This window comes from Micromonospora sp. SL1-18 (assembly GCF_047921505.1).
Lineage (GTDB): Bacteria > Actinomycetota > Actinomycetes > Mycobacteriales > Micromonosporaceae > Micromonospora.
Map to the genome: position 1 here is coordinate 97,503 of NZ_JBLROA010000011.1, position 13,427 is coordinate 110,929.

The 13,427-nt window shown below is 70.9% G+C and carries 15 protein-coding genes; 10 read left to right on the top strand and 5 right to left on the bottom strand.

What is annotated here, in order from left to right; translation table 11 throughout:
• Positions 1 to 115 precede the first annotated feature (115 nt).
• The 5 genes from ACNAW0_RS07580 to ACNAW0_RS07600 all read right to left on the bottom strand — a co-directional run bounded on the left by ACNAW0_RS07580 (position 116) and on the right by ACNAW0_RS07600 (position 5,765).
• Positions 116 to 1,378 carry a cation:proton antiporter gene (locus tag ACNAW0_RS07580; RefSeq protein ID WP_416287013.1) on the bottom strand — a complete coding sequence of 421 codons (1,263 nt, stop codon included), beginning with the start codon at positions 1,376 to 1,378 and terminating at the stop codon, positions 116 to 118.
• Positions 1,379 to 2,463: 1,085 nt separating this feature from the next.
• The gene (locus tag ACNAW0_RS07585) at positions 2,464 to 3,975 is read right to left on the bottom strand and encodes an MFS transporter (protein WP_416287014.1); all 1,512 of its coding nucleotides are present in this window, start codon (positions 3,973 to 3,975) and stop codon (positions 2,464 to 2,466) included.
• An 82-nt stretch (positions 3,976 to 4,057) separates the two neighbouring features.
• Positions 4,058 to 4,321, bottom strand: coding sequence for a DUF6059 family protein (locus tag ACNAW0_RS07590; protein WP_416287056.1), 264 nt, complete (start codon positions 4,319 to 4,321; stop codon positions 4,058 to 4,060).
• Between the two features lie 86 nt (positions 4,322 to 4,407).
• Positions 4,408 to 5,250, bottom strand: coding sequence for an AfsR/SARP family transcriptional regulator (locus ACNAW0_RS07595; RefSeq protein WP_416287015.1), 843 nt, complete (start codon positions 5,248 to 5,250; stop codon positions 4,408 to 4,410).
• Positions 5,247 to 5,765, bottom strand: a complete 519-nt coding sequence (locus tag ACNAW0_RS07600; RefSeq protein ID WP_416287057.1) for a flavin reductase family protein — start codon at positions 5,763 to 5,765, stop codon at positions 5,247 to 5,249. The genes ACNAW0_RS07595 and ACNAW0_RS07600 overlap by 4 nt, the downstream gene beginning before the upstream one ends.
• A 446-nt stretch (positions 5,766 to 6,211) precedes the next feature.
• Between ACNAW0_RS07600 and ACNAW0_RS07605 the strand changes: the two genes are divergently transcribed.
• The 10 genes from ACNAW0_RS07605 (at position 6,212) to ACNAW0_RS07650 (ending at position 13,407) form a co-directional block, all read left to right on the top strand.
• Positions 6,212 to 6,538 carry a TcmI family type II polyketide cyclase gene (locus ACNAW0_RS07605; RefSeq protein ID WP_416287016.1) on the top strand — a complete coding sequence of 109 codons (327 nt, stop codon included), beginning with the start codon at positions 6,212 to 6,214 and terminating at the stop codon, positions 6,536 to 6,538.
• Positions 6,539 to 6,623: 85 nt separating this feature from the next.
• The gene (locus ACNAW0_RS07610) at positions 6,624 to 7,013 is read left to right on the top strand and encodes a cupin domain-containing protein (protein ID WP_416287058.1); all 390 of its coding nucleotides are present in this window, start codon (positions 6,624 to 6,626) and stop codon (positions 7,011 to 7,013) included.
• Entirely contained in the window at positions 7,010 to 8,287 is a 1,278-nt protein-coding gene (locus tag ACNAW0_RS07615; RefSeq protein ID WP_416287017.1) for a beta-ketoacyl-[acyl-carrier-protein] synthase family protein, read from the top strand. The genes ACNAW0_RS07610 and ACNAW0_RS07615 overlap by 4 nt, the downstream gene beginning before the upstream one ends.
• Before the next feature lie 7 nt (positions 8,288 to 8,294).
• Positions 8,295 to 9,524: a ketosynthase chain-length factor gene (locus ACNAW0_RS07620; protein WP_416287059.1), complete on the top strand. Its 1,230-nt coding sequence runs from the start codon at positions 8,295 to 8,297 to the stop codon at positions 9,522 to 9,524.
• Between the two features lie 38 nt (positions 9,525 to 9,562).
• On the top strand, positions 9,563 to 10,282 hold the full coding sequence (locus tag ACNAW0_RS07625; protein WP_416287018.1) for an SRPBCC family protein: 720 nt from the start codon (positions 9,563 to 9,565) through the stop codon (positions 10,280 to 10,282).
• Positions 10,279 to 11,025, top strand: coding sequence for an SDR family oxidoreductase (locus tag ACNAW0_RS07630; RefSeq protein ID WP_416287019.1), 747 nt, complete (start codon positions 10,279 to 10,281; stop codon positions 11,023 to 11,025). Before ACNAW0_RS07625 ends, ACNAW0_RS07630 begins: the two co-directional genes overlap by 4 nt.
• An 18-nt stretch (positions 11,026 to 11,043) precedes the next feature.
• Positions 11,044 to 11,358 carry an antibiotic biosynthesis monooxygenase family protein gene (locus ACNAW0_RS07635; protein WP_416287020.1) on the top strand — a complete coding sequence of 105 codons (315 nt, stop codon included), beginning with the start codon at positions 11,044 to 11,046 and terminating at the stop codon, positions 11,356 to 11,358.
• Positions 11,359 to 11,364: 6 nt separating this feature from the next.
• A complete protein-coding gene (locus ACNAW0_RS07640) occupies positions 11,365 to 11,685 on the top strand; it encodes an antibiotic biosynthesis monooxygenase family protein (RefSeq protein ID WP_416287021.1) in 321 nt (106 codons plus the stop codon).
• A 13-nt stretch (positions 11,686 to 11,698) separates the two neighbouring features.
• Positions 11,699 to 12,949 (top strand): FAD-dependent monooxygenase, encoded by a 1,251-nt coding sequence (locus tag ACNAW0_RS07645; RefSeq protein WP_416287022.1) that lies wholly within the window; start codon positions 11,699 to 11,701, stop codon positions 12,947 to 12,949.
• A complete protein-coding gene (locus ACNAW0_RS07650; protein ID WP_416287023.1) occupies positions 12,943 to 13,407 on the top strand; it encodes an anthrone oxygenase family protein in 465 nt (154 codons plus the stop codon). The genes ACNAW0_RS07645 and ACNAW0_RS07650 overlap by 7 nt, the downstream gene beginning before the upstream one ends.
• Positions 13,408 to 13,427 lie beyond the last annotated feature (20 nt).

Below are 13,427 nucleotides of genomic sequence, written 5' to 3' on the forward strand. Positions count from 1 at the left end.
CGCAGACCACGTCAGCCCGCCATGACGACCTGGGCGATCCTGCCAGGGCCGCAGCACCTCCGTCAGCCCGGCCAGCTCTTACCCGCGTTCGACCAGCCCCATGTCTCCTCTCCTTCTACGTCGACGGTCGGCCGGTGGACACGAGCTCCGGCGAGACGGCCGGAGCGGCGACCTCCACCGGCCGGCGGTAGATCCAGACGAGCAACGGACCGGTCATCGCCGTGGTCACCAGCGCCATGACGACCATCAGCGAGTAGAGGGAGTCGTCGAGCAGGCCGATCCGTAGCCCGACGCCGAGAATTATCAGTTCGGTGAGCCCCCTGGTGTTCATCAGCGCGCCGAGCGCGGCCGACGCCCGCGGCGGCAGCCCCTGGGTCCGGGCCGCCAGGTACGTGCCGCCCAGCTTGCCGAGGAGCGCGACCAGCAGGATCGCGCCGAAGTCCAGCAGCCCGCCGAGACCGAGGCCGCCAAGGTCCACCTTGAGGCCGGCGACCACGAAGTAGATCGGCAGCAGCACCGTGGTGAGCTGCGCGGTCTGCTTCGCGACAGCGTCGTTGTGCCGCTCCGCGTCCTCGGTGGGCATCACGAGGCCGAACAGGAACGCACCGAAGATGAAGTGCATGCCCATCGCCTCGGTCGCCGCGCCGGAGAGCAGGGCGCCGCTGAGGATCGCGGCCAGCCGGGAAACCCTCACTGTGCCCGCCGATCCGCCGGTGGCGAGCCACCGCCGCAGCAGCGGACGGACGACGAGGAACATCACCGCGACGTACGGCAGGAGGAGCAGCACTGGCCAGTGCTGTTGCCCGTCGCCGCCGGTGAAGGCCTGGATGGCGGCGAGGGCCACCCACGCCACCACGTCGATCGTGGCCGCGGTGGCCAGCGCGAAGGCGCCGACCGTGGTCCGGCCGAGACCGCGATCGGCGATGATGCGGGCCAGCACCGGGAACGCGGTCACCGACACAGAGAGGCCGAGGAAGACGACGAACGCCGCGGCGTCGTCGGAGGGATGGCCGAGCAGCAGGTAGAAGCCGAGCCCGACGCCGAGGGCGAAGGTCAGCAGGGTCGAGCCGGCGGCCACCACGACCGTGCTGCGGCCCATCCCGCGCAGCACGCCACGTTCCAGCTCCAGGCCGATGATGAACATGAACAGGGCCACGCCGACGTCGGCCATGCCGGTGAGCAGCGGGCGGACCGCCGACGGGAAGAGCGCCTCGGCGAGCTGACCGTCGAAGAGCGTGGGTCCCAGCAGGATGCCCGTGAAGATCTCGCCGATCACCGGTGGCTGGCCCAGCCGGGTGGCGAGCACCCCGAAGCCGCGCGCCAGCAGGAGGATCAGCGCCAGGTCGACGAACAATATCTGGATCGTTTGGCTGGTCATCAGGCCCCTATCGCCTCTCGCGCCGATGCGCCGCGGCAGCCGCCGACTGGCGGTTGCCGAGGGGCGGATCAGGCTCCGACCTTGGCGGGCTCGGCGATCAGGTCGTCGACGCTGATGCTGAACAGCGGGTGCCGGCCGCGGAGGCCGGAGACCAGGGTGACGAAGTCCTGACCGCGGGTCGCGCTCACGCTTCGGGTCGACGATCGTCTGGGCCTGCTCCCAGCAGAACCCCTTGTAATTCGTCCGGTCGTAGTACTTCCCGAGCGCGGCCGCCTCGATCTCCGGATGCTCAAGGGGGCCGGGCAGAGCGGGTGCTCGTCGTTGCACCAGATAACCCCGCCCTGGAGGTCCCCGGCCGGAGTCTCGGCGGCGATCAGCTCCTCGCGGAGCCCGGGGAAGAGCCGTTCCAGGCACCGGAGGCCGCCGGCGAGCAGCGCGTGCAGATGCCGGCCCTGCGGCACCCCGTCGGGCCACCGGCTGGTCGGGCCGCGCGCCCGGATCGACAACGATGATTCTGGTGAATGAATCAGTGGGCCAGCGGACCGCCACCAGCCCACCAATACTGGCATCGATCACGCCAGCACAACCGGCCCATTCCATGAACGAATCCTAGGGCAGGACTGGCATCGTTCCAATGACTTTAATCAATATAGATCTCCACTTTAACGCGACCTAATCCCGCTGCGCCTGGAAGTGGCCGACGCCGACTCGATCGAGGCCGCTTTCCGCGTACGCCGAGCTCACCCCGGCCGCCCGTACGGAACCCATGCGCCCGCTGCTCCGTGGGCGCCCAGGCTGGGACGACCCGTACGCGCCGCCCGACTCCTGCCCGACCGGCTGATGCTGGAGACCTTCGAGCCGGTCCGGCCGGGCGCCTTCTCGCCGTGACTCCCGGAATTGCAAGATCCGCACACCTCGACCACCACAATCAGGGCCGATTCTCCGTACAATTCCGCCGGCCCGAGAGCGGATTTCCGGTCGCGCCAGGCCGTGCCTGATTCCAACTGCGACATGAGACCCAATGGGCCGCGTCGGAGGTACGCCGCCGCCGGCCTCGTCGTCACACAACGAACGCCCGGAGCCGTCTAGTGGCCGTGCCGCTCGGCGTCGGACGCCGGGCCGGCGTTGATGGCCAGCGCGGCGATCACCATCGCCGACGCGAAGATCAGGGAGGTGATGATGAACGCCCGGGTGTAGCCGTACGTCATGGCCTCAAGGACCGGCTCCGACAGGGCGGAACCGCCGGTGGGCTGCCCGTGCGCCCGACCGCGCCCGTCGGCCAGCCCCAGCCGGTCGTTGGTGAGCGAGGCGGCCAGCGCGGCCAGGGTCGCCACCCCGAACGCCCCACCGATCTGCTGCCCAGTGTTGAGCACCGCGGACGCGATCCCGGAGTCGCCGTCGTCGACCCCCCGTACCGCGCCGAGCGTCAGCGGCACGAAGGTCGCGCCGAGCCCCAGCGAGAGGACGAACATCGCCGGCATCAGCGTTCCCAGGTACGAGGAGTGCGGCGTCAGGGTGCTGAGCCAGATCGCCCCGATCGCGGCGACCACCAGCCCGGGCGCGGCCACCAGCCGCGGCGGGACCTTCGACATCAACCGTCCGGCGACGGTGGCCGTGATACCGATTCCGACATTGATCGGCAAAAATGCCAGGCCGGTCTTCACCGCGCTGTAGTGCAGCACCTGCTGGGTGTAGAGGGTCAGGAAGTAGAACGTGCCGAACATGCCGGCGCCGACTAGGAAGATCGTCCCGTACGAGCCGGCCCGGCTGCGGTCGCGCAGCAGATGCAACGGCAGCATAGGGTTCCGGTTCCGCAACTGAGTGAACAGGAAGAGCGCGAGCAACCACGCGGCAACCCCGAAACAGGTGATGGTGATCCCGTCGCTCCAGCCGTCCCGCCCGCCGCGCGTGATCCCATAGGCGAGCGTGAGCAGCCCACCGGTGCCCAGCGCCGCCCCCAGATAGTCGAGCCGGCCCTTCGACCGTTGCGGTTCCCGCAGCACCAGGGTTCCGGCGAGAACGGCGATCCCGATGGGCACGTTGATCAGGAACACCCAGCGCCAGTTGAGGTATTCGGTGAGCGTGCCGCCCAGCAGGAGGCCGAGTGTCGAGCCCACTCCGGCCATCGCCGCGTACAGGCCCATCGCACGATTCCGGGCCTTGCCCTCGGCGAAGGTGGTGGCGATCAGCGCGAGCGAGGTCGGTGCGGCGATCGCGGCGCCGACGCCCTGCAGCACCCGGGCCAGGATCAGCAGGCCGAGGTTCGGCGCGACCCCGCCGAGCAGGGAGGCCAGCACAAAGAGCACGATGCCGAACCGGAAGATCCGGCGCCGCCCGAACAGGTCCCCGACCCGGCCGCCGAGCAGCATCACTCCGCCGAAGGCGAGGGCGTACGCGCTGACGATCCAGGAGAGGTTGTTGACCGAGACGTCCAGTGCCCGCTGGATCGTGGGCAGGGCGATGTTCACAATGGTGGCATCGAGCACGACCATCAGCTCGGCGCCGGTGAGGACGATGAGCGCGAGCAGGGGATGACGGGTGCTGGGCTCGGGTAAGGCCGTTGCGGGCGCCGGGTTGGTCCGCGTGTCGGACGACATGGATCCTCCAGTCAGCAGACGGCCGAGCGGATATCAGTTTCTCTGAGACCACGCGCAGTTCGTGAAAGACGATGGTGTCCCCTCATCGGCGTTCCCGGTCCCGCGTCCGCAGCCGGCTCCGCCCTTTCAATTGGCGGGCCAGAGCGCGTTCCGTCCTGGTCAACGGAACTTCCGGGCGCCAGCGCTCGGGGTGGCCGGGCGGGGGTCCACCCGGATCATTTGCAGGAATGGTGACTGTCGACTCGCCGAGAACGATCAGGCCTTCCCAGACGAATCGCAATACACGGATCACGAGGCGGCGCACCACCATATGATCGCCCGCCGCACTAAAGCCCTGGTGAAGCATCTGTTGTGTCACCCGGACCCCGGTGGCCGACCACCGGGCACGCCCGCACCTTCGAGTTCGACCGGCCGTCCCGCCCAGCGTCCGGATCAGGCCGGGATCCGTGCCTCGAGGTTGAAATCCGCGTCGTCGGTGAGGACCGCCTGGTGGGCCAGTCGTAGTTCCAGCCCCGGTTCGATGCCCAGCTCCTCGATGAGCTGGTCACGGATCCGGCGGTAGAAGACGAGGGCGTCGCCGCTGCGCCCGTTGCGGTACAAGGCCACCACGAGCCGGGCGCAGAAGGCCTCGTTGAGCGGGTCCTCGGCCAGCAGCCGGCGCAACTCCCCGACCAGCTCGGCGTGGCCGCCGAGCAGCAGGTCGAGATCGATGCGCCGGGTGAGCGCGGTCATCCACGCCTCGTCGTACTGCAGGGCCGCGCCGGCGAGCGCCGGGCTGTCACGGAGGTCCTCCAGGGTCGGTCCCCGGCGCAGCGCCAGCGCCTCGCGGTACTGCCGAGAGGCCAGTTCGTAGCGGCCCGACTCGGCGGACTCGCCGGCCAGCACGCAGAGCCGGTCGAAGCACACCATATCCAGGATGCCGTCATTGACCTGCAGCTGGTAGCCGGGGGCGCGGGTCCGCAGGGTGCACCACCGGCCGCCCAGTCCATGCTGGACGAAGAACTTGCGCAGCTGCGAGACGTACACCCGCAGGGCGGCCAGCGCGGTGGCCGGTGGCCGGTCACCCCAGAGCTCGCGGATCAGCACCTCCGTCGACGCGGTGGCGTTCGGCCGGATCAGCAGGGTCGCCAGCAGCTGGCGCAGCTTGCGTTGAGGAAGGGGCACCTCCACCGAGTCCACGGAGATCTCCAGTGGACCGAGGAGCCGCAGGGCCACCCAACGCGCGGGGATCGGTTCCGTCGCGGGAGTTGGGCGCAGCGTCACGGGAGCGGTCATGGGTGAACCTCCAGTCGGGGGTGGACGCTGCGGAAGAACGCCAGTGGTCGCTCCTCGCGGAGCAGTCCGAGGCCGACGACCTCGCCAAGCACGATCTCGTGGTCCCCGCCGGGAAACGCGTCGCGCACCTGGCAGTCGAGGAAGGCCAGCGCATCGCCGATCACCGGCGACCCGGTCGGGCCGGGACGGTGCGCCACCGCGCTGAAGACGGCGGTCTCGCGGGCGGCGAAGGCACGGCACAACTCGGCCTGGTCCGCAGCGAGGACGTTGACCGCGAAGGCCCCGGCGGTGCGGACGGCCGCCAGGGCCCGGGAGTTCGCGTGGACGCAGAACAACACCAGCGGGGGATCGAGCGACACCGAGGTGAACGAATTGACGGTGAGTCCAACAGGTTCGCCGTCCTGGCCCTGACAGGTAATCACCGCGACGCCTGTCAGAAACCTACCGCACACTTCCCGGAGCGCCCATCCATCCACTGGGGCGGGGCGCGGTTCGCTGGAGTCGGAGATGGTCATACTACTCACTTGGACCCCTTCCGAATTGAACGCGACTGTCCATCCTCGCGGGACACCGCCCAAAACCGGATAGGGCCGGTGCGAGTGCGGCGATCGTAACGACGAGGTATTGGGCCCGCCTACGGTCCAAGGGATGACGTAGGGAGTACTTTCGTCCGGCGCGACGGCGCCAGCGCCTCCGTAGAAACCGCCTCAACCGCTGGTCAGCGCAGCTGAGCGGTCCGCCGTCGAGGTCGCGGGGCAGCACCGAGAAAGGCAATCTAGGAGAAATGACATAGACTGCCATGCCTGCCAGTTACGCGTCGGCGGCTCGGTGGACCGCTCCCGGGACGGCCCGGCAGGCCCCTGTCCCATCGGCTTTTTCCGGGCCTCACGCGTGCTTTATCGGCCCACGCGAACCTATTTTGGGTCGCCCGAGCAGCGTACTCGCAACGGAAGGAAAGAGAATGCGCAGCACCCTCATCGTGGCCCGCATGAAGCCCAGCGCAGTGGCCGATGTGGAGCGTATCTTCGCGGAATCTGACGCCGGTGAACTGCCGCACCTGATCGGTGTCCGGGAACGCCGGTTGTATCGCTTCCACGACCTCTACCTGCATTACCTCCTGGCCGACGAGGACGTGCGGCGTCCCCTCGCCGAGGTGCGTGGCCACCCGCTGTTCCAGGACATCAACACCCGGTTGAGCGCGCACATCAGCGCGTACGAACCGGAGACGTGGCGCGGCCCCGAGGACGCCATGGCACACGAGTTCTACACCTGGCGGGCGGACAACTGAACGCTCTTCCCACCCTGGGACGGAACTGTCGGCCGGGGTACGGACGCGCGGACACTGGAAGGAGGCTGGCGTGCCCAGCGACCGAATGACCAAGATTGCCGCAAAGGACATCACGCCCAACCGGCGCCGGGGCGGAGACCTTCGCACGCTGCTCAGTCCGGCCACGGCAGGCGCCACGTCCGGCTTCATGGGCGTGCTCACCCTGGAGCCGGGCGAGGTGGTCACCGAGCACTACCACCCGTACTCCGAGGAGTTCCTGTACCTCGTCACCGGGGAGATCATGGCGCGGATCGACGGAGAGTCCGTGCCGCTCACCGCCGGCGAGGCCCTGCACCTGCGCATCAACGTCCGCCACCGGCTGGAGAACCACGGCGACACCCGGGCGTTCCTTGTCTTCCAGCTGGGTCCGCTGGCTCCCCGGCCCGAGTTGGGGCACGTTGACACCGAGCCGCTGCCGGAACAGGAGCCCGCATGAACCCGCGACGAGCGGTGGTCACCGGGATAGGGGTGGTCGCCCCCGGCGGGATCGGCGTCAAGGCGTTCTGGAAGCTGCTCACCGACGGCCGAACCGCGACCCGCGCCATCTCACACTTCGACGCGTCGGGCTACCGGTCCCGGATCGCCGCCGAGTGCGACTTCGACGCCGCCGCGGCCGGCCTGAGCCCGGACGAGGTCGACCGCATGGACCGCTGCTCGCAGTTCGCGGTGGTCGGCGCGCGCGAGGCGCTCGCCGACAGCGGCATCGAGGTCGACGACGTGCCGTCGCACCGCATCGGCGTCTCGATCGGCAGTGCGGTCGGCTCCACGGTCACGCTCGAACAGCAGTACATCCGGGTCAGCGAGGGCGGCAGCCGGTGGGTGGTCGGCGCCGACGACCCCTTCCCGCACCTGTACCGGGCGCTGGTGCCCAGCGCGCTCGGGGCGGAGGTGGCGTGGGCGGCCGGCGCGCAGGGGCCGGTCCGGGTGGTGTCGACAGGCTGCACCTCCGGCCTCGACTCGGTTGCCCAGGGCGCCCAGTTCATCGAGGACGGCTCGGCCGATCTGGTGGTGGCGGGCGCCACCGACGCGCCCATCTCCCCCATCACCGTGGCCTGCTTCGACGCCATCAAGGCCACCTCGCCCAACAACGACGACCCGGCCCACGCCTCCCGGCCCTTTGACCGGGAACGGGACGGCTTCGTGCTCGGTGAGGGCGCCGCCGTCCTGATCCTGGAGGAGGCCGGGGCCGCCCGGCGCCGCGGCGCCCGCGTCTACTGCGAGATCGCCGGGTACGCGCAGCGCAGCAACGCCTTCCATATGACCGGCCTGCGCCCGGACGGGGTGGAGATGGCCGAGGCCATCCGGAAGGCGCTCGACCGGGCCCAACTGTCGGCGGAGGCGGTCGACTATGTCAACGCGCACGGCTCCGGGACCCGGCAGAACGACCGGCACGAGACGGCCGCCTTCAAGGCCTCGCTCGGCACCCACGCCTACCGGGTGCCGGTGAGCTCAATCAAGTCGATGATCGGGCACTCGTTGGGGGCGATCGGCGCCCTGGAGCTGGCGGCGTGCGCGCTGGCCATCGAGACCAACACGGTGCCGCCGACCGCCAACCTGCACCACCCCGACCCCGAACTGGGCCTGGACTACACCCCGCTGGCCGCGCGGGCGCACCGGACCGACACCGTGCTCAGTGTCGGCAGCGGCTTCGGCGGCTTCCAGACGGCCATGGTGCTGGCCGCGCCCCGTGCGGCGGTGCAGGGTGCATGACACCACAATGGGCACCCGCGCCGTGGTCACCGGGATCTCGGCGATCGCCCCGGGCGGCAGCGGGGTCCCGGCGTTCTGGCGTGCGGTGCTGGAGGGCCGCAGCAATCTGGGCCCGATCAGCCGGTTCGACGCGACCAAATTCCCGGTACGCGTGGTCGGTGAGGTCTCCGGCGAGGAGACGGTGCCGGAGGTCGACCCGAGGCTGGCCGTGCAGACGGACCGGTGGAGCCAGCTCGCGCTGCTGCTGGCCGAGGAGGCGCTCCGCGACGCCGCCGTACGGCCCGAGGCGTTCTCGCCGTACGAGCTGGGCGTCATCACCGCCTCGTCGTCCGGCGGCAACGCCTTCGGGCAGCGGGAGATCCAGGCCCTCTGGTCCAAGGGGCCCCGCCACGTGGGCCCGTACCAGTCGATCGCCTGGTTCTACGCCGCGACGACCGGGCAGCTGTCCATCCGGCACGGCATGAAGGGCCCCTGCGGGGTCGCCGTCGCCGAGCAGGCCGGCGGCCTGGACGCGGTGGCGCAGGCCCGGCGGGCCCTGCTCCAGCGAGACGCGAAGGTCGTGCTGACCGGCGGCACCGAGGCGCCGCTGAGCCCGTACGCGCTGGTCTGCCAGACCACGTCCCGGCGGCTGAGCACCAGCGCCGATCCGGAGCGCGCCTACCTGCCGTTCGACGCGGCCGCCTGCGGCCACGTGCCCGGCGAGGGGGGCGCCATCCTCGTCCTAGAGGCGGAGGAGAGCGCCCGGGACCGCGGGGTGCGGCCGTACGGGGAGGTCGCCGGGCACGCCGCCACGTTCGACCCGGCGCCGGGCGCGGCGGTCGGCACCGGCCCCACCTCGCTGCACCGGGCGGTCGAGCTCGCCCTCGCCGATGCCCGCGTCCGACCGGAGGAGGTCGATGTGGTCTTCGCCGACGCGGCGGGCACCCCGGAGCTGGACCGGGCGGAGGCGGCCTGTCTCGTCGAGGTGTTCGGCCCGCGCGGGGTGCCGGTCACGGCGCCCAAGGCGCAGTACGGGCGGCTGTACGCGGGCGGCGCGTCGTTGGACGTCGTCACCGCGCTGCTCGCGCTGCGCGAGCAGGTGATCCCGCCCACCGGCTCGGGCGTCATCCCGGACCCCGGATACCGGCTCGACCTCGTCGACCAGCCCCGCGAGACCCCGCTGGACACCGCCCTGGTGCTCGCCCGCGGCTACGGCGGCTTCAACTCCGCCCTCGTCGTGCGCTCGCTGACCGCCTGACCACCCGCACTCCCAGTTCACCGAAAGGACCGGCCGCCATGCCCCTGCCGCCGCTCACCAACGAGGAGTTCCGCACGATCGTCCAGCGCTGCACCGGGATCCCGGCCGAGGCGCTGCGACTGGACGACCCGGATCTCACCATCGACGAGATCGGAGTGGACTCCCTGGGTCTGCTCAACGTCATCACCGAGGTGGAGAACCGCTGCGACATCCGGCTCGACGCCGAGGGCCTCACCCGGTTCCCCGAGATCCTGGCGCAGATCAACGAGAAGCTGGCGCCGCCGTCCGCGCGCACCGAGAACAGCATCGTCATCGACGCACCACTGGACCTGGTCTGGGACCTGACCAACGACGTGGCGAACTGGCCGAACCTGTTCAGTGAGTACGCCGCCGCCGAAATCCTGCACCGCGACGGTGACACTGTGCGGTTCCGGCTCACCATGCACCCGGAGCCGGACGGGACGGTCTGGAGCTGGGTCTCCGAGCGGGTCATGGACCGAGCCGCCGGCAGCGTACGGGCGTATCGCGTGGAGACCGGGCCGTTCGACTTCATGAACATCGGCTGGACCTACCGGGAGACCGCCGCCGGCGTCGAGATGCGCTGGGTGCAGGAGTTCCACATGAAGCCCGAGGCGCCGGTGGACGACGCCACCATGGCCGAGCACATCAACCGGAACTCCAAGGTCCAGCTCGCGCTGATCAAGGAGCGGGTCGAAACGGCGGCGCGCAGCCGGGCCGGAGCGGGGGTGGCCCCGTGAGCCGGCCGGACTTCGCGCTCAAGGGCGGGCACATCCTGGTCACCGGCGGTTCCCGCGGCATCGGCCGGGCGACCGTGCTGGCCCTCGCCGCCCAGGGCGCCTTGGTGACCGCCTGCTACGTCAACGAGAGCGAGCAGGTCGAGTCGCTCCGCCGCGAGCTGGACGAGCGGGGTGCCCAGGGCAACCTGGTGCGCTGCGACATCGCGGATCACGAGCAGGCCGTCCGGCTCTGCGCCGACGCGCACCGGACGTACGGGCCGATCGACGGCGTGGTGAACAACGCCGGGGTGATCAGCCATCTGCCGCTGGCCGACCTCCCCCCGCAGGAGTGGCGGCGGATCGTCGACACCAACCTGACCGGCATGTACAACGTGACGCGCTCGGTTCTGCCGTACGTCGCCGAGGTCGCGTCGGTGGTCAACATCAGCTCGGCTGTCGCCAACCACGGCATGCCGGGCGCCGCCCACTACGTGGCATCCAAGGCCGGCGTGATGGGGCTGACCCGGGCGCTCGCCAAGGAGCTGGGCCCGCGCGGCATCCGGGTCAACTGCATCGCCTCGGGCCTAGTGGAGACCGACCAGATGAAGGCGGTCACGGCCGAGGGACGGGCCCGCTACGAGCAGCTGATCTCACTGCGCCGGATGGGCCGCCCCGAGGAGATCGCCGATGTGGTCCTGTTCCTCGTCTCGCACGCCGCCCGCTACGTCACCGGCGCCACCCTCAACGTCGACGGCGGCATCTGACCAAGGAGGGCCGAACGCATGCTGCGCACCGTACTGGAGATGACCGTCCACGCCGGCCGCGAGGCGGAGTTCCGCGCGGCCTGGCTGGAGACGGCGCGGGCGGCCGCGCGGCTGCCCGGCAGCGTCGCCCAGACGCTGCTGCGGGATCCGCGCCGCCCGGGCGTCCACATGATCATGGCCGACTGGACCGACCAGGCGTCGCTGGACGCATTCCAGAGGAGCCCGGAACGGGAGAAGCTCAGCGCCCGCCTGGAGCACTTCCGCTCCGCCGCCCAGAAACGCGTGTTCGAGGCCGTCGAGCACGTGCCCGCACACCACAACCTCGAAAGGTGATCCGTCATGCCCGTACGCGTCATGGTGTCCGCCCGCATCGACGACAAGGACCGAGAGGCGTTCGAGGAGGCGTACCGCCTGGTCGCCGCCGTCGTCGCCGGCACCCCCGGCCACATCCGGGACGAGTTGCTGCGCGACGCCGAGCAGCCGGGCCGGTACATCCTGCTCGCCGAGTGGGAGAGCGAGGAGGCGTTCCGTACCTGGGAGAACGCGCCCACGCACCGGGAGATGGCCGCGCCGATGTTCCCGTACTGGAGCGGCGGTGGCATCGAGCGGCACATCTACGACCTGCGCGCCCGACTCGACAGCGTGTCGTCGGGCACCTGATCGGACGCCGACCATGACGACCCTCCGCAAGGCCCTGGTGATCGGCGCCGGCATCGGCGGGCTCACCACGGCGGCAGGACTGGTGCGGCAGGGCATCGAGACGGAAGTGTTCGAGGCGCGCTCCACTCCCGGCCGACTGCTGACGGGAGGAGGCTTCATGCTCTGGCACAACGCCTTCCTCTCGCTGCGCCGGATCGGACTGGACGAGGCCGTCACGGCGGACTCGGTCCGGATGCGTTTCCACGAGTTCCGCTCCGACAGCGGCAGGCGGCTGGCGCGCTGGCATCTCGACGCACCGACGGAGAGATGCGGCGCGCCGGCCTGCGCCCTGCGCCGGTCGGCCCTGCACAAGGTGCTCACCGAGGCGGTGGGCGAGGATCGGATCCGGCTCGATGCCCGACTGACCGGCTACACCCAGGACGCCGACGGCGTCACCGCCCGGTTCGCGGACGGGTCGACGGCCCGTGGCGACGTGCTGATCGGCGCGGACGGGTTGCGCTCCGCCGTCCGGGCGGCCATGCGGCGGGGCTTCGAACCCCCGCCGCGCTACTCGGGATACACCGCCTGGCAGGCCATCGCCCGGCTGCCTGGCGAGTCGGTGGTGCCCACCGGCACCTTCTTCAACCTGTGGGGCCGGGGTGGCCGCCGCTTCCTGTACTGCCGGTTGAACGAGGACGAGGTCTACTGGGACGCCATCACCAGCGACCGCGCGGCGCGGCGGATCGACACGGTCCGCCACACGCGCGCGGCGGCGATGGCCGAGGCGTACCGCGACTGGCCCGAGCCGATCGGCCGGATAATCGCGGCCACCGAGGAGGACGCCATCCTGCCGGTGAGCATCCACGACCGGCCGCCCGCCGGCGGCTGGACCGACGGACGGGTGGTGCTCGTCGGCGACGCCGCCCACCCGATGACGCTGAACCTGAGTCAGGGCGCGGGCCAGGCCGTGGAGAGCGCGGTGGTGCTCGCCGGGATGCTGGGGCGGGCGACGCCGGAGAACCTGCCGGCGGTGCTGCGCGCGTTCGAGGAATCCCGGCGGGCCCGTACCGCGGACATGGTCACCACGTCGTGGCGGATCGGCACCCTGGGGCTGGTCCACAGCACGGCGCTGTGCCGGCTGCGGGACCTGTTCATGTACACGTTCTTCGGCACCGTAGCCCGCACCCAGAGCTACGCGCTGATGCTGGACGAGCGGCTGGAGCGTGACCCCGTGCTGCCGGTGGCCCGGGCCGCCGGCTCCGGCGGCGAACGGTCGCCATGCTGACCGCTTCGCTGGCCGTCGTCTTCGTCCTGTGCACCGGGGTCCTGGCCGGGGTGCTGGTCGCCGTCGACCGGGCCGTGGTGCCCATGCTGCTGCGCCTGCCCCGGCAGACCTGGTCCGAGGTGCACCGCCTGCTGGATCCCGGCTTCGACCCGTTGATGCCGACGGTCAACAAGGTGGCGCTGGCCACCGGCCTGGGACTGGCCTTCCTCGCCCCGAGCCCGGCCGCCCGCGCGGCCTTCGCCACCGCGCTCGCCGGCGTGGTGGGGGTCGCCCTGGTGTCCGAGCTCGCCAACGTCCGGATGAACCGGCGCATCGACGCGTGGGCCGAGGCCGGGGAGATCCCGGACGGCTGGGCGACGCTACGCGCCCGCTGGGCCCGCGCCAACCGGTGGCGCACGGCGTCCGCCGTCCTCGCCTTTGGCGTCGCGCTCTACGCCTGCTGGCTGGCGTGGGCGTGACCGCCGGCCCACCTCTGTCC